Source organism: Phytopseudomonas daroniae, from assembly GCF_004327275.1.
GTDB lineage: Bacteria > Pseudomonadota > Gammaproteobacteria > Pseudomonadales > Pseudomonadaceae > Aquipseudomonas > Aquipseudomonas daroniae.
This window is the reverse complement of record NZ_QJUJ01000001.1, coordinates 945611-961003: the sequence shown is the minus strand read 5'-3', so window position 1 is coordinate 961003 and position 15393 is coordinate 945611. Positions and strand designations below refer to the sequence as shown.

17 protein-coding genes are annotated in these 15393 nt (G+C 63.5%); 5 read left to right on the top strand and 12 right to left on the bottom strand.

Annotation, left to right across the window (positions count from 1 at the left end; genetic code table 11):
- Positions 1-187 precede the first annotated feature (187 nt).
- The 5 genes from DNK10_RS04530 to DNK10_RS04510 form a co-directional block, all read right to left on the bottom strand.
- Complete coding sequence (locus DNK10_RS04530; protein WP_131190708.1) at positions 188-913, bottom strand: class I SAM-dependent methyltransferase; 726 nt, start codon at positions 911-913, stop codon at positions 188-190.
- Between the two features lie 71 nt (positions 914-984).
- Complete coding sequence (locus tag DNK10_RS04525; protein WP_131190707.1) at positions 985-2250, bottom strand: Hsp70 family protein; 1266 nt, start codon at positions 2248-2250, stop codon at positions 985-987.
- Positions 2251-2320: 70 nt separating this feature from the next.
- Positions 2321-3274, bottom strand: coding sequence for a lysylphosphatidylglycerol synthase transmembrane domain-containing protein (locus tag DNK10_RS04520; RefSeq protein ID WP_131178083.1), 954 nt, complete (start codon positions 3272-3274; stop codon positions 2321-2323).
- 211 nt (positions 3275-3485) lie between these two features.
- Positions 3486-3926, bottom strand: coding sequence for a YqaA family protein (locus tag DNK10_RS04515; RefSeq protein ID WP_207389978.1), 441 nt, complete (start codon positions 3924-3926; stop codon positions 3486-3488).
- A 12-nt stretch (positions 3927-3938) separates the two neighbouring features.
- On the bottom strand, positions 3939-4667 hold the full coding sequence (locus DNK10_RS04510; protein ID WP_131190706.1) for a VC0807 family protein: 729 nt from the start codon (positions 4665-4667) through the stop codon (positions 3939-3941).
- A gap of 295 nt (positions 4668-4962) precedes the next feature.
- On the opposite strand from DNK10_RS04510, the gene DNK10_RS04505 reads away from it, so the two are divergent.
- The 3 genes from DNK10_RS04505 (at position 4963) to DNK10_RS04495 (ending at position 7187) form a co-directional block, all read left to right on the top strand.
- A complete protein-coding gene (locus DNK10_RS04505) occupies positions 4963-5718 on the top strand; it encodes a substrate-binding periplasmic protein (RefSeq protein ID WP_131190705.1) in 756 nt (251 codons plus the stop codon).
- A gap of 207 nt (positions 5719-5925) precedes the next feature.
- A complete protein-coding gene (locus DNK10_RS04500) occupies positions 5926-6789 on the top strand; it encodes an isocitrate lyase/PEP mutase family protein (RefSeq protein WP_131178330.1) in 864 nt (287 codons plus the stop codon).
- A 131-nt stretch (positions 6790-6920) separates the two neighbouring features.
- Positions 6921-7187 (top strand): DksA/TraR family C4-type zinc finger protein, encoded by a 267-nt coding sequence (locus DNK10_RS04495; RefSeq protein ID WP_131178080.1) that lies wholly within the window; start codon positions 6921-6923, stop codon positions 7185-7187.
- 12 nt (positions 7188-7199) lie between these two features.
- Here the strand turns inward: DNK10_RS04495 and DNK10_RS04490 are convergent, their stop codons facing one another.
- Entirely contained in the window at positions 7200-7730 is a 531-nt protein-coding gene (locus tag DNK10_RS04490) for a GNAT family N-acetyltransferase (protein WP_131178079.1), read from the bottom strand.
- The gene (locus DNK10_RS04485) at positions 7727-8245 is read right to left on the bottom strand and encodes a GNAT family N-acetyltransferase (RefSeq protein WP_131178078.1); all 519 of its coding nucleotides are present in this window, start codon (positions 8243-8245) and stop codon (positions 7727-7729) included. The genes DNK10_RS04490 and DNK10_RS04485 overlap by 4 nt, the downstream gene beginning before the upstream one ends.
- A gap of 227 nt (positions 8246-8472) precedes the next feature.
- Between DNK10_RS04485 and DNK10_RS04480 the strand changes: the two genes are divergently transcribed.
- Together DNK10_RS04480 and DNK10_RS04475 are read left to right on the top strand one after the other, a co-directional pair.
- A complete protein-coding gene (locus DNK10_RS04480; protein ID WP_131178077.1) occupies positions 8473-10467 on the top strand; it encodes a methyl-accepting chemotaxis protein in 1995 nt (664 codons plus the stop codon).
- A gap of 91 nt (positions 10468-10558) precedes the next feature.
- A complete protein-coding gene (locus tag DNK10_RS04475) occupies positions 10559-11284 on the top strand; it encodes a sulfite exporter TauE/SafE family protein (protein ID WP_131178076.1) in 726 nt (241 codons plus the stop codon).
- 93 nt (positions 11285-11377) lie between these two features.
- Here DNK10_RS04475 and DNK10_RS04470 read toward each other — a convergent pair whose 3' ends face one another.
- From DNK10_RS04470 to DNK10_RS04450, 5 genes are all read right to left on the bottom strand, one after another.
- The gene (locus DNK10_RS04470; protein WP_131178075.1) at positions 11378-12139 is read right to left on the bottom strand and encodes an SDR family NAD(P)-dependent oxidoreductase; all 762 of its coding nucleotides are present in this window, start codon (positions 12137-12139) and stop codon (positions 11378-11380) included.
- Between the two features lie 60 nt (positions 12140-12199).
- Positions 12200-12961, bottom strand: coding sequence for an amino acid ABC transporter ATP-binding protein (locus DNK10_RS04465; protein WP_131178074.1), 762 nt, complete (start codon positions 12959-12961; stop codon positions 12200-12202).
- A complete protein-coding gene (locus DNK10_RS04460; RefSeq protein WP_131178073.1) occupies positions 12954-13616 on the bottom strand; it encodes an amino acid ABC transporter permease in 663 nt (220 codons plus the stop codon). Before DNK10_RS04460 ends, DNK10_RS04465 begins: the two co-directional genes overlap by 8 nt.
- Before the next feature lie 12 nt (positions 13617-13628).
- Positions 13629-14270 (bottom strand): amino acid ABC transporter permease, encoded by a 642-nt coding sequence (locus tag DNK10_RS04455; RefSeq protein ID WP_131190704.1) that lies wholly within the window; start codon positions 14268-14270, stop codon positions 13629-13631.
- A gap of 94 nt (positions 14271-14364) precedes the next feature.
- Positions 14365-15264 (bottom strand): transporter substrate-binding domain-containing protein, encoded by a 900-nt coding sequence (locus DNK10_RS04450; RefSeq protein ID WP_165493605.1) that lies wholly within the window; start codon positions 15262-15264, stop codon positions 14365-14367.
- Positions 15265-15393 lie beyond the last annotated feature (129 nt).

The following is a 15393-nucleotide window of genomic DNA, read 5'->3' as shown; positions in this document are numbered from 1 at the left end:
TTTCCTGCCAGGCAATCACCGTTTGTGATCTCTATGGTGGGCCTCGGCCCACCCAATCGCGATATCCCCTTTGCAATCGGCCATGAGTTGTAGGGTGGACAACGCTCTTTTTGTCCACCATTGCGATCGCAAGGTGGTGGACGGTAAAGCGTCGTCTACCCTACGAGCGACCGCTTACGTTGCACGCTCAGTCGACGCTGAAACGGCAGGTCAGATAGCGGTTGCTGGCGCCATAGCGCAGGATCGAGAAAAGCCGTTTGAACAAGTACAGCGGGTGGCTGCGGTAGTACGCCAGCACGGCGTTGCCGACGCCTTCCGAGCGGTGCTGACGGGCGGCTTTTCTGGGCTTCTTGAACAACCCGGAAAACTCCCAGCGCTGGATCTGCTCGAAACGTTCCTGAGGTTCAAGGCCGTGGTGGCGGAACAGCGCGAAGAAGCTGCGCGGGCTGAAATCGTGAAGGTGATGGGGGTTGCCATCCAGGGTCGGCGTGGTCGGCACCGAGGCGATGATGCGGCCACCCTTGGCCAGCAGGCTGGCGTAGTTCTCCACCAGGCGAACCGGGTCGGGCAGATGCTCGATGGTTTCCAGGCTGACGATACTGTCGAAGCCCTCGCTGTCGGTGAAGGTTTCTGCGTTCGCGCACAGGTAGCGCAGATTGGCTTTCTGGTAGTTTGCCTGGGCATAGGCAATCGCTTCGGGATCGATGTCGATGCCGGTGATCTGCTTGTCAGGGTGCTGTTCGGCCAACAGCGCACTGCCGTAGCCGCAGCCGCAGGCCATGTCGAGCACGCGTTGGCCATGCAGTGAGCGGCTGGCGAACGCGTAGCGCTGCATATGCAGGTCGAGAGTTGCCTGGTCGGCCGCCAGCCTTTCGTCCATCTGCAGCGGGTAGATACGTTCGAGTGTGTGCACGGCTGACCTTCCATGGAGAAATATCGCGAAATATAAAGCAGCCGCGACCCCTTGTCCCCATTCGTTCAGCGTCAGCCGTAACGTTTCTTCGCCTCGATGGCCAGCCCGCTGCCGATGCTGCCGAACGTATTGCCTTCCACGTGTCGGGCATTGGGCAGCAGGGCGGCCACACTCTGGCGCAAGGCCGGCACGCCGCTGGAGCCACCGGTGAAGAATACCGTGTCGACCTGCTCCAGCCCCACGCCTGCATCGGCGAGCAACCCGGTAACACTGGCGCGGACGCGCTCGAGCAGCGGGGCGATACTGCCTTCGAACAGCTCTCGAGTCAGCTCGGCGACCAGACCGGCCTCAATGCGCTGCAGGTCGATGGGATGTTGAAGATGCTCGGTCAGAGCGATCTTGCTGTCTTCCACCTGCATCGCCAGCCAGTGGCCGGCGCGCTGCTCGATCAGGCGGAATAGTCGATCGATGCCGGTCGGGTCGACGATGTCGTAACGCATGTTCTGCAGCGCCCGCTGCGAGGCGGCCGAATAGACCACGTTGATGGTGTGCCAGGTCGCCAGGTTGAGGTGGAAGCTGGTGGGCATCAGCGCGTCGCTCTTCATCCGGCTGCCGTAGCCGAACAGCGGCATTACGCCCTGCAGGCTGAGCTGCTTGTCGAAGTCGGTACCACCGATATGCACACCGCCAGTGGCCAGGATGTCGTTCTGCCGCTCGGCCTGCTGCCGGCGTTCCGGTGCCAGGCGCACCAGGGAAAAGTCCGAGGTACCACCGCCTATATCGACGATCAGCACCAGCTCTTCACGCTCGATGGTGGATTCGTAGTCGAAGGCCGCGGCAATCGGCTCGTACTGGAAGGATACGTCCTTGAAACCCAGCTTCTGGGCCACGGCGATCAGGGTGTTTTCGGCTTCCTGATCGGCTTGCGGATCGTCATCCACGAAGAACACCGGGCGGCCCAGTACCACGGCGTCGAACGGGCGCTCGGCAACCGTTTCGGCGCGTTTCTTCAGCTCACCGATGAAGAAACCGAGCAGATCCTTGAACGGCAGGGCGCTGCCCATCACCGCGGTTTCGCTCTTCAGCAGTTTGGAGCCGAGCAGGCTCTTCAGCGAGCGCATCAGGCGGCCTTCGTAGCCTTCCAGGTACTCGTGCAGGGCCAGGCGGCCATAGACCGGGCGGCGCTCTTCGAGGTTGAAGAACACCACCGAGGGCAGGGTGATCTTGCCGTCTTCCAGCGGGATCAGCGTTTCGCCGCCCGGGCGCAACCAGCCAACGGTGGAGTTGGAGGTGCCGAAGTCGATACCGCAGGCGCGGGCAGGTGTGGAAAAGGACATTGACGCGCGGCTCCTGAAAAAAAACGGCCGCGCATTCTAGGCGAAATGCAGCTGGAGTGCTGCCGCTTCGTCAGGGTAATGGAGGATTTTGTGCTTCGCTACGCTTGAGGCGCCATTGGCCCCATTCAAAGCCCAGCACCACGATCAGCGACAGGGCGAAGGGCAGTAGCAGGTAGAAGCCGCGGAACACGATCAGCGCGGCCAGCACGTCCGAAGGGGGGATCTCTGGCAGCGCGGCGAGAAAGCTGACCTCCAGCACGCCCAGGCCGCCCGGAGCGTGGGACAGCAGGGCAAGCGAGAAGGACGCGAGGAACACGCCGAGAACGACCAGGTAGCCGGGATTGTAGGCTTCCGGCAGCGCGAAATAGATGATCGCCGCGGCGCAGGCCAGCTCCAGCGGGCCTGCCAGCAACTGGCGACCAACAATGCGCAGGCGTGGGTATTCGACGTGCAGCTTGCCGAAGTTCCAGGGTTTGAACTGCAGCCACGAGCCCAGCACGTACAGGCCGACCAGCAGCAACAGGAACGAGCCGACGGCGATGGAAACCAGTGGGGTGACGTCCAGCACGCGGTGGATCAGATTCGGCTGAAGTACCAGTACGCAGCCGCTGGCCAGCAAGGTGCCGAGGGCGAAGGTGAACGAGCAGAAGACGATCAGAATGCCGATTTCGTGGGGCGTCAGGCCCTTGGTGCGATAGGCGCGGTAGCGAACCACTGCACCGGAGAACACCGACGCGCCGATATTGTGGGCAAGGGCGTAGGTGGTGAAGGAGCACAGGGTGATGAAGCGCCAGGAGATCTTCTTGCCCAGGTGGGCGATGGCGATGCGGTCGTACCAGGCCAGGGCGCAATAGGCGCCGAAGGTGGCGGCACCCGCGAGCATCCAGTTGAGGTGCGGAATGGCCCTGAGGCTTTCAGCGATCTCGTCTAGGGAGATGTTGCGTACTTCGCGGTAGAGCAAGAAGCAGGACGCCACCACGGCACACAACCCGATCAGCGTCCAGATCAGGTCACTGCGTTTCATCGTGGGTTTGGTACCTTGCAACTGCGATCCCCTGTTTCACGTCTCTACGGACAGTTGGCTCTGCATTCGATGAGCTGTCGCAGCCATCGTTCATACCTTATCCCGAGGGTATATCCCGTCGCGATGTAGGTGTACAGGGTGCGCAGTATCCCGGAGGCGGGCCGGTTGCTCAACTGGCACCGCTTTACAGGCCGTTACCGAGTGTGTCCTTTCAACTGCTCAAACCCAGTGTCAGCGCGGCCAGCACGGCATAACGGGTAGTTTTTGCGAGGCTTACGATCAGCACGAAACGCCACAGTGGTTCGCGCATGATGCCCGCCACCAGCGTCAGCGGGTCGCCGATCACCGGTAACCAGCTGAGCAGCAATGACCAGCGCCCGTAACGGCCGTACCAGGCCTGGGCCTGCTGCAGGCGTTTGTCGCTGACCGGAAACCAGCGACGCCCGCGAAAGCGTTCCAGATAGCGGCCGAGCCACCAATTGACCAGCGAACCGAGCACGTTGCCCGCGCTGGCGGCCAGCAGCAGTGCCCAGACCGGCTGGGCGGCACCGAGCAGCAGCGCCACCAGCAACGCCTCTGACTGCAAAGGGAGCAGCGTCGCCGCGCCGAACGCGGCGACGAACAGCCCCAGGTAGGCGTAGATATCCAGCAAGACGAGGCGGCGTCAGGACTTCTTGTCCTGCTCGGTGTTGGCCATGATCTCTTCCAGTTTGAGGCCGGTGAGACCATGAATGGTGCGCCACAGGTAGTAGAAGATGGTCATTAGCATGATCATCGACGGAATGGCGATCATCGGATAGCTGAGCAGCGTCATGCGCCCCAGCTCGTCGTTGAAGGCTTCGCTGCCGGCCGGGCTGGTGACGATCCACTTGGCCAGTATGTAGTTCATTGCCGACGAGAAGAAGAAGGTACCGCTGAGCCAGTAGGTGGCGAGCATCAGGCGCGATTCGAAGCGCTCGGTATGGCCGCTCTGTTCCAGGCGATCATGGATCTTGTCGACGTTGAGTACCGTCTTGTTGAACAGCAGCGTGCGGATCAACGGGTAACGGGTACGCGTCGACGCCAGCACGGCGATGCCGATCAGGCCGGGGATGGCCGCTTCCTTGATCGCCAGCCACTGGTTGTCCAGGTGCAGCAGGCCGATGCCGCCGGTGAGCATTACGCTGACCAGGCCGAGCAGGGCGACGAAGTTGAATTTGCGGTACTTGAGCAGCTCGAACGCGCCCCAGCCCAGTGGGAAGGCCAGAGCCAGCACCAGTGCGCCATCCGGGCCCAGTCGGGCTTCGCCGCTGAGCTTCATGAGGATCAGCGAAGGAATCAGGATACTGATCAGCAGATCGATGAATGGGCGAGGTTTGTGTGTAGCGGGGGGCGTCTGCGTGGTGTCGGTCATGTCATTGCGCGTAGGTGGACGAGCCCCGATGATCGCCTGCCTGACGCTCGGGCGCCAGCCCGATTGTCGGCGCAATCACCACAAAGTCCTTCGGCGTCGCCACTGCCTGGCTCAACGGTGCCGTGAGCGACAATTTGTCCGCTTGTAGAAGCTTTAATACGGTGCTAGCTGAAATTAGCCAGGCACTGCGGTAAAATTGACGGTCATCGCCGTCAGGTTTGCGTCGACAAAACCGAGGTGCCGAGCTTCGGTACAGGGTTCACTGATCTCGTTGCAGTATTTATGGGGATGGCCAATGGGCCTGTTGCGTCGCTACGGTGTGCTGTTTCTCGCGTTGCTGTCCTGTGCACGTGCGGACGCTGAGCTGCGCATCCTTACCGAGCCGGGGCCACCCACGGCCTTCATGAAGGACGCCGAGCTGCAGGGTTTTGGTGTCGACGTGGTGCGCGAGCTGATCACCCGCACCGGGTCGCAGGCGCAGATCGAGATGATGCCCTGGACGCGGGCCTACACCATCGCCCAACGTGAGCCGGATGTAGGGCTGTTCGCCATGGTGCGTACACCTGACCGGGAGAAGCGCTTTCAGTGGGTGGGGCCGATCCTGCATGGCAAGGTGCGGTTCTACTCGCTGAAGTCGAGCAACCTGCAGATAGAGAGCATCGAAGATGTCGCGGCCAGTGGCCCGCTGGCGGTGCCCAAGCAATGGTACAGCTACGAAGTGCTGAAAGGTCAGGGCCTGCAGAACCTCTATGGCGTACCGACGCCGGAGACCATGGTCACCATGTTTGGCCATGGGCGGGTCAGTCTGATCATGCTGGAAGACATCCTGCTGCGCGACATGCTCGCCCCGGCAGGGCTGACGCCGGCGGATGTACAGCCGCAGATGGTGTTCATGGAATCGTCGTATTACATCGCCTTTTCCCTGGATACCGACCCGGCGATCGTTGCCGCCTGGCAGAACGAGTTGGCGGAAATGCGCCGCGACGGCAGCTTTTCGGCGATTTTCCGCCAGTGGCTGCCTGATGTAGAGCTGCCTGACGCTCTGCGCTGAGTTGGCGGGATAATTGCTGCTGGGTGCGAGGATCCGTCGCTGGCCGGCGGCATGAAACCTCCCGAATGGCGCGCAGGCAGCCCAAGCGACTGCCCGCCCGTGTTCGTGCCGGTAGCTGCAAGACACGAGAATTCGCTCGAGGTGGCCGGCACAAGGCCGCTGAGCACCCGATTCATCTGACGTTCTGGACAATGCCTTATGCCGAACATGCAACGTGCTTCCCATCATGAACTGCGGCGTGCCTTCCGTGCCCTGCTGGCCTCGGATTCCTGCTACCACACCGCATCGGTCTTCGACCCGATGTCCGCCCGGATCGCCGGCGACCTCGGCTTCGAGGTCGGCATCCTCGGCGGCTCGGTGGCCTCGCTGCAGGTGCTTGCCGCACCTGATTTCGCACTGATCACCCTCAGCGAATTCGTCGAGCAGGCCACCCGCATCGGTCGTGTTTCCAACCTGCCGGTAATCGCCGATGCAGACCATGGCTACGGCAATGCCTTGAACGTGATGCGCACCGTGGTCGAGCTGGAACGCGCCGGTATCTCCGCGCTGACCATCGAAGACACCCTGCTGCCCGCACAATTCAACCGCAAGTCGACGGATCTGATCAGTGTCGCCGAAGGCGTCGGCAAGGTACGTGCAGCCCTCGAGGCGCGGGTCGACCCGGACTTGGCGATCATCGCCCGTACCAACGCCGGCGTGCTCAGCGTCGATGAAGTGATCAAGCGTACCGTCGCCTACCAGAAGGCCGGTGCCGATGGCATCTGCATGGTTGGCGTCGAAGACTTCGACCATCTTGAGAAGATCGCCGAGCACCTCAGCGTGCCGCTGATGCTGGTGACCTACGGCAACCCACAACTACGTGACAACGCGCGTCTGGCCAAGCTGGGCGTACGCATCGTGGTCAACGGGCATGCCGCCTATTTCGCCGCGATCAAGGCCACCTACGATTGCCTGCGCGAGCAGCGCAGTGCGATCGCCAGCGACCTCAGCGCCTCCGAGCTGGCGCACAAATATACCCAGCCCGAAGACTACGTGGCCTGGGCCGACGAGTTCATGAACGTCAAGGAATAGCCCCCGCTTCACCCGCCACGCCGGACAGCGGCCGCGCAACGTGAGCCGATTCGTCCGCCGTCGGCCACTGCTTGCCAATCGCGCCCGAGTGCTCCTATCTTCCAGTCAGCACCACTAATTGGGAGAGCGATATGGCTACCGGTTGGGCGCAAGACGGCGCCGTGCAGGAACAGATCGACAGTACCATCGAGGATGCGGTGCAGCGCGCGCGCAGCCAGATGCCCAAGGGCGAGAGCCTGAGCCACTGCGAAGAGTGCGATGCGCCGATTCCCGAAGCGCGACGCAAGGCCGTTCCCGGTGTGCGGCTGTGCGTGAACTGCCAGGCGCAGGAAGACAAGGAACAGGCCAAGGCCGGCGGTTTCAATCGCCGCGGCAGCAAGGACAGCCAGCTGCGCTGATGAGCGCGCCGGTTAGCTCGGGCGAAACAGCGTCTTGTAGTAGATGGCGTTGGCGCGATACTGGCCGTCCGGCCCGCAGGCATAGTCGGGCAAGCCGCCGATGCAGGTGTAGCCAAGGTGGCGATAGAGGTTTTCCGCTTCGCTGCCGGCTTCGGTGTCCAGGTACAGCAGGCCGCGTTGCAGCGTATCGGCATGGGCTTCGAGGTGCTGCATCAGCAGGCGGGCGATGCCCCGGCGCCGGGCGCTGTTCAGTACCAGCAGCTTCTGCACTTCACCGCGATTCAGCCCGTTGGGTTTCAGGCACAGGCTGAGCTGCACCGAACCCAGTAGCTGCCCCTCGTCCTCGGCGATCCAGATCGCCAACGCGCCGCTGCTCAGATTATGGCGAACCTCGCCGAAGTAGCGGTCAGCCTCCGCCGCGTCGATATCGGCGAGAAAGCCTACCGATGCGCCGTTCGCCACGGCATCGAGCAGCAGTGCGATCAGCCCTTGTCGGTGTTCGCTGAAGTCAGCTTCCTCGAGCTGGCGGATCTGCAGGGTCATGGTGTGCTGCGCTGTGGCGTCAGCAGCAATTGCATGAAGGTCAGATCCAGCCAGCGGCCGAACTTGCAGCCGACCTGGGGCATCTGCCCGGTGATGGCGAAGCCCAGGCGCTCATGCAGACGGATCGAGGCGCTGTTGCCGCTTTCGATGGCGGCTACCATCACGTGTTTGCCGGTGCCTCTCGCCCGTTCGATCAGCGCCTGCATCAGCAGCGGGCCGAGGCCCTGGCCGCGCTGATCGCTGCGGATGTACACGGAGTGCTCGACCGTATTGCAGAAACCCTCGAACGGGCGCCAGTCGCCGAAGGAGGCATAGCCCAGCACCTCCTCCCGTTCGTTCACCGCCAACAGAATCGGATAGCCCTGGCGCGCGCGCGCATCGAACCACTCCTGGCGATTAGCCAGGTCTACCGGTTGCTCGTTCCAGATCGCGGTGGTGTTGAGTACGGCATCGTTGTAGATGGCGAGGATGCCGGGCAGGTCGGCGGGCGTGGCGTTGCGGATGGTGGTGGGCATGGACGGTCTCGGTTGGCGGGTGTGGTCTGGAGCAACTGAAGTATCACGCGGCGGGGCATCCCGGGACAACGTTCGGATCGATCCGCCCGTGCCTGCGTTGGTCGAGGTATACCGCTGATCGCCGAAGGCTCTATGGCGGGCGCCGCCCGTACGAAACCGTTTGCGATGCCGCTTGCCCGGCTATGATGGTTGGAAGGTGTTACCCATCAACCGAGCGAGGGCCTGTCATGGCATTACTACCTGTGAGCGTGGCCAAACGGATGACATGGGGAGTCTTGCTGCTGTTGATCCTGACCAGCCTGGCGGTGTATTCGGTGATGACCTTGCGCGGCAAGCCGCAATTGATGGCGGTGGGGGTCACCGCCGCCGAGCAGGCGGCTGCTGCGCTGGCGCGCCAGCTCGCCTTGCAGCTGAGCGAGATACAGGGCACCACTGCGGCCCTGGCGCATCTGGCCGAAGCGTTGCCGCGTGACGAGCAACTGGTGCGTGATAGCCTGCCTGGCGTTATCGACAGCCAGGGAGACCAGGCCATCGCAGGGGGCGGGCTTTGGCCGGAGCCGGGGGCATTCGAGCCAGACGTGCAGCGGCGCAGTTTCTTCTGGGCGCGTAACGCAGGTGGCCGCCTCGATTACAGCGATGATTACAACGCGGCCGAAGCCGCTGCCTATCAGGATGAATCCTGGTACAGCGACGCCCGCTCGGCCGCTCCAGGGCGCTGCGTCTGGTCCGAAGGCTATCTCGACAGCGTGACTGGCGTGGCCATGACCACCTGCAGCGTGCCGTACCGGATCGCCGGGCAGTTCGCCGGTGTGGCGACGCTCGATTTGCGCCTCGATGGCCTTGCGCAGTTCCTGCAGCGCGAAGGTAACGTCACTGGTGGTTATGCCTTCGTCGTCGACCAGGCGGGTAACCTGCTGTTCTTCCCTGGTGTCGAGGCGAGCAGCGAATTGCCGACCCTGGCGGGCCTGATCGCCCGGCAGCCGGCCATCGGGCCGTTGCAGGTGGCATTGCAGGCTGCTCGCTCCGGGCAGCAGACCACCATGCTGGAGCATGACGGGCAGTTGCAGGGGCCCGCCTACGTCAGTTTCCAGGCCCTTGGCGATACCGGCTGGCAGCTCGGCCTGGTCACGCCGGAGCGTCAGGTGACCGGCCTGGCCCAGCGCCTGACCGGCGAGATCCTGCTGTTCCTGCTGCCGTTGCTGGCACTGTTGCTGGGCCTGGCCTGGCTGGCGGGCCGTCGCCTGCTCACCCAGATCGAGGAAACCACCGGGCAGATCGAGCAGCTCGGTCAGGGTGGTGGCAGCGCCCAGTTGCAGGTGCAGCGGGCCGACGAGATTGGCGCCCTACGCGGCGCGGTGAACCGCTATGCCGGTTCCCTGCGGGCCATGTTGCTCGATATCGCCGGGGAGTCGCGGGTACTGGAACGCCAGGCATCGGAGCTGGCTCACCTGTCGGTGATGATCGCCGAGCGTGCCGAGACCCAGCGTGAGGACAATGCCCTGCTGGCCACTGCGATTACCGAGATGTCGGCCAGCGCGCAGGAAGTGGCGGGTAATACCACCGATTGTTCGGACACCGCGGATCGCTCGCTGGCATCGGCGCGCCAGGGCCAGGGCAACGTGCGCGGCAACAGCGAGTCGATCCAGACACTGGCCCAGGAGATCGGCCAGGCCGAGTCGGCCATCAGCCGGCTGGGCTCGGATATCGAGCGCGTCGGTAGTGTGCTCGCCGTGATCACCTCGATTTCCCAGCAGACCAACCTGCTCGCGCTGAATGCCGCCATCGAGGCGGCTCGTGCCGGAGAACAGGGTCGTGGCTTCGCCGTGGTGGCGGACGAGGTGCGCACGCTGGCCGGGCGAACCCAGGCCTCGGCCAACGAGATCCAGGTGATGATCGGCCAGTTGCGCGATGCCTCCGTACAGGCGGTCGCGACCATGCAGGCCGGTGTCAGGCGAACCCAGGAGGCGGTCGAGCAGGCCAACGGCGTTGCGGTCACCCTGGAGGGGACGGTGAGCGGTTTCGAGGATATCGTCCAGCGCGCCCAACAGATCGCGGTGGCCGCTCAGCAACAGAGCCACGTGACCCACGAGATCAGCGAACTGGCGGTACGCATTCATGGCGCCAGCGAGGAAGGCGCGCGCGACTCCGGGGTTCTGCGTGAGCTGGGGCGCACTATCGAGGAACTGTCCCAGCGCCTGGCGCGGATGAGCCGCCACGGCTGATTCGCCGTGGCCCGGATGCTTGCGGCATCTGGCCCTGCCGTGATTGAAAGGTGCTGGATAGAGTGGCGGCAGTTTTCCTGGAGAGGCCGCCATGTTCATGCTTCTGGCCGCGTTCGCCGGCCTGGTTCGCGGCTATAGCGGTTTCGGTTTCGCCATGATCCTGGCCCTGGGCCTGCTCATCACCAAGCCTCCGGCCGAGGTGCTTCCCGTGGTGCTGCTGCTCGACCTGCTGTGCAGTGCCAGTCTGTGGCCGCGTGCGCTGCGCGATGTGCAGCGGCCGCTGGCGGCGCGCCTGATAGCCGGCATGTGGCTGGCGGTGCCCATCGGCGTGCTGGCGTTGTCCTGGGTGCCGGCGGCCTGGCTGGCGCCGGTGATTGCCTTGCTGTGCCTGATCGGCGGTGTGCTGGTGCTGCGCCAGCCGCAGGCACGGTTGGCTGCGCGCATGCCGGCTTTGCGCCCGGCGTTCTGGGCGGGCCTGGGCTCTGGCCTGGCGACTACCCTGGCATCTGCCGGCGGGCCGCCGCTGATGCTCTATCTGCTGAGGTGCGGGCTTGCACCGCTGGCCTTGCGCGCCACGGCGATCCTGTTCTTCGCCGCCAGCAGTGCCACGGCATTGCTTGGCATGTGGGCGTTTGGCCTGGTCGGCACGGCTCATCTGCACCTGGCCGCGACCCTGTTGCTACCGGCGCTGGTCGGCAACCTGCTGGGGCAGTGGCTGCAGCCGCGCTGGCAGCCGTTCGCCTTGCACCGCGCGGTTGGCGTGTTGCTGGTGGTTTTGTCGGCAGTGTCGTTATGCGCCAGCCTGCTCAAGCCATGACCGCGAGAGGCCGGGCGCAGGGTGCGCCCGGCCTAGGAGCTGTTGACGTTTCGGCAACTCGGCTTGCGCTGAAACGTCAACAGGCCCTAACCATCACTTGTCGCGGTCGACGGCGAAGGCCGACCAGGCCTGGCGGCTGGGCATGATTTCCAGGCGGTTGATGTTGATATGGTCGGGCAGAGTGGCGACGTAGAAAATCTGCTCGGCGATATCCTCGGCGGTCAGCGGCGTGGTGCTGCCGTACAGCGCGTCGGAAGCGGCCTGGTTGCCCTTGGTGCGCACCAGGGTGAACTCGGTTTCCGCCATGCCTGGGGCGATGTCGGTGACGCGCACGCCGGTGGACACCAGGTCGCAGCGCAGGTTGAAGCTGAACTGTTTGACGAACGCCTTGCTGGCGCCATACACGTGGCCGCCCGGGTACGGCCATTCACCGGCCACCGAGCCGATGTTGACGATGCTGGCGCCCTTGCCGGTTTCCAGCAGTTTGGGCAGCACGGCATGGGTGACGTTGACCAGGCCAGTGATGTTGGTGTCGATCATGGTGTGCCAGTCTTCCAGCGCCACTTTCTGCGCCGGTTCCGGGGCCAGGGCCAGGCCGGCGTTGTTGATCAGCGCGTGAATCTTGTCGAATGGTGCAGGCAGGCTGTCGACCAGGGCCTGGACGGCGCTGGAATCACGCACGTCGAGGGTGGCGATGTGCACCGGCACCTTGCCTTCGAGCTCGGACTTGAGCGCCTCCAGGCGCTCCAGGCGCCGGCCGCTGAGTACCAGTGCCCAGCCTGCTTCGGCGAAACGGCGGGCGGTGGCGCGGCCGAAACCGGAGGTTGCACCGGTGATGAAAACTACCTTGGTCATGTTCTGCCTCTTTTCAGAATGTCAGTAACGGCCGCTGCGTCAGGCAGCTGACCTGGTTCGTCAGGCTTCGAGCTCGAGGAACTTGCGTACCCGCTCGGTCTCCGGGTTGCTGAAGAATTTCTCCGGGGCGGATTTTTCGATGATCTTACCTTTTTCCAGGAACACCACCTGATCCGATACCGCTCGGGCGAACTCCATTTCGTGGGTGACCACGATCATGGTGTAGCCCTCGGCGGAGAGGTTCTTCATCACCGTCAGCACTTCGCCGACGCGCTCCGGATCGAGTGCCGAGGTAGGCTCGTCGAACAGGATCACCTCCGGACTCATGGCCAGTACGCGGGCAATCGCCACACGCTGCTTCTGGCCGCCGGAGAGGGTATAAGGATAACTGTCCCGCTTGTCGCCCATGCCGACTTTTTCCAGTAATTCGATGGCAATGGTACGGGCCTGTTCCTTGGCCATGCCCTTGACCTGTACCGGCGCCTCCATGACGTTCTGCAGCACGCTGAGATGTGGCCACAGGTTGAAGCCCTGGAACACCATGCCGGTCTTGGCGCGGATCGCCGCCAGTTCTCGGTTGGTCATCCTGCGCCCGGCCTCTTCGTTGACCCCGATGCGTTGGCCGGCGATGTAGATGCTGCCGCGATCCGGCTCCTCCAGCCAGTTGATGCAGCGCAGCATGGTCGACTTGCCCGAGCCGGAGGAGCCCAGCACGCTGACCACCTCGCCCTTGTTCACGGTCAGTTCGATATCGCGCAGTACCTCGATGTCGGAGAAGCTCTTGGACAGGTTGTGAATGCGTACCGCCGGGATGTCAGCCATGTTCGAATCCTCGTTTCGCGCCGAAGCGTGCGGCCCATTTGAGCGCCAGTTCCAGGCAGATGCTGATGAGCCAGTACAGAACGATCACCACCACGAAGGCTTCGGTGGGAATGAAATAGGTGGCCTGCACCGAGTTGGCGGCGGCGGTCAGCTCCTGCACGGTGATGATGGTCAGAAAGGCGGTGTCCTTGAGGGCGATGATCAACTGGTTGCCCAGCAGCGGCCGGGTCTTGATCACCAGTTGCGGCAGGATGATGCGCATGAACAGCTTGAACGGCGTGAAGCCATGGGCCTTGGCCGCCTCGACATAGCCCGCCGGCAGTACCAGGCGGCTACCGCGCAGAATCTCGGCGAAGTAGGCGCCATGGTAGACGATCAGCGCGATCAGGCCGGCCGTCCAGGCGTCCAGGCGCAAACCCAGGCGCGGCAGGCCGTAGTACAGCAGGTACGCCAGGATCAGGAACGGCAGCATGCGCATGCCGTTGACCAGCCAGCGCACCAGGATCGACAGCGGTGTACGTTCTTCCAGGCTGTAGAGCATCGCGCAGCCAAGCACGAAGGCGAAGACGATGGATAGGGCGAATAGCGCCAGGGTGTTGAGGAAGCCGTTGAAGAAGGCTTCGCGGGCGTCCCAGATAATGCTCCATTCGGTCATGCTGAAATTTCCTTACATGGCCAGCCGGTTGGCTTTCTTCTCGGCAATCGCTTGCAGCTTGAGCAGTACGCCGATGATCAGCATGTACAGCAGCGCGGCAGCGAGAATCGGCGGCAGTGGGTCGTAGGTGACGGCGGCGATGCGGTTGGTCACCCGCGTCAGGTCGACGATGCCGATGATGGCGATGGCCGGGCTGCCCTTGATCAGGAAGGACATTTCGTTGACCAGGCCGGGCAGGCTGCTGGTGAGCATCTGCGGCAGCATGATGCGGCGGAAGAACACGCCCTGGGTCATGCCGCAGGCCAGTGCCGCTTCCTTCTGGTCGCGGGAGAAACTGATGAATGCCGAGCGCCAGATCTCCGCGTTGAAGGCGGTGGTATTGAGCGTCAGGGCGAGGATGGCTGCGGTGTTGCGATCGAGGTTGACGCCGAACATCGGTGCGGAAAGGAAGATGAACAGCACCAGGGTCACCAGCGGTGTGGCGCGGGCCAGGCTGGTGTAGAGGATCAGCAGCTGTTCCAGGAAGGGGGTGCGTGCCATGCGCAGCAAGGCGATGCCGAGCCCGGTGAGCACGCCGATGGCAATGGCGATGCCGGATATCCACAGGGTCGTCCAGGCGCCCTCTAGCAGCAATAGCCAGGCTTGTCCGTTCATGGCGGCTCCTTTGGGGCGAGATAAATGAGGCGAGCGAGTCAGGCGGGGTTGGCAATCCCCGCGCCTGCTCGTTGTCTGCCGTGACGCGCCGGGATTACTTCATGCCGGCCAGGGTGTGGAACTGCTCGACATCGGTAATCGGTTCCTTGGGCATGGCCGGGAAGGACTCGCCGAACCACTTGGTCTGCAGCTCGGCCAGACGGCCGCTGTCGCGGATCTGATCCATGAAGCCGGTGACCAGCTTCAACAGTTCGGGGCTCTTCTTCGGCACCGGCCAGGCGGCGAAACCGTCGCCGGATACCGCGATGCCCTTGGCGAAGGTATCGCCGCGGGTCTTGACCAGGTCGTTGACCGAGATCAGCGCGTTGATCACGTAGTCCAGGCGGCCGTTGGCGAGATCCGCATAGGCTTCCGGATAGGACTGGTACTCGACCACTTCGCCGATCTTGCAGTCGGCATCGGCCATCATTTTCTTCAGCTCCGGCAGGCGTGCGAGCAGGGCGCTGCCGGCCTGCAGACCGGCGGTCTTGCCACACAGGCTGGCGATGTCGCCCAGGCGGTCGTCCCCGGCACGCTTGACGTAGAAGTGTTGGGCCGAAGCGAATGGCGGGGCGAAGTTGAATACGCGCAGGCGGTCATCGGTGACCAGCGCGCCGGTGAAGGCCATGTCGTACTGACCGGAAGATACCGAGGCGAGCAGACCTGTCCAGGGCAGGATTTCCTGGCGTACGTCGAAGCCTTTTTCCTTGGCGTAGGCCTTGAGGTCTTCCAGCAGCTCCTTGTGGAAACCCTCGGGCTTGCCGTCGACGATGTAATTGAACGGCGCGTAGTCGTCCTCGGTGGCCACGCTCAGGTAGCCGCGCTTTTCCACGTCGGCGATATCGGCGTGGACGATCATGCTATTGGCCAGCAGGCAACCTGCCAGACCTGCGAGCGCCAGTTTGCGCAATTGGGCGAATCCGTTCGTTGGGGTTGGGTTGCCGGTGTGGGTCATGGTGAGCGCTCCAGAGGTCGACATATCGATTGGCTTGCGATGGGCGTGCCAGGTGGCTGTTTTTCACCATAGAGAGCGCAATGCCTCGGGCAATAGGTGCAGTTTGGCGCATTCGCCTGGCCAGCCTGG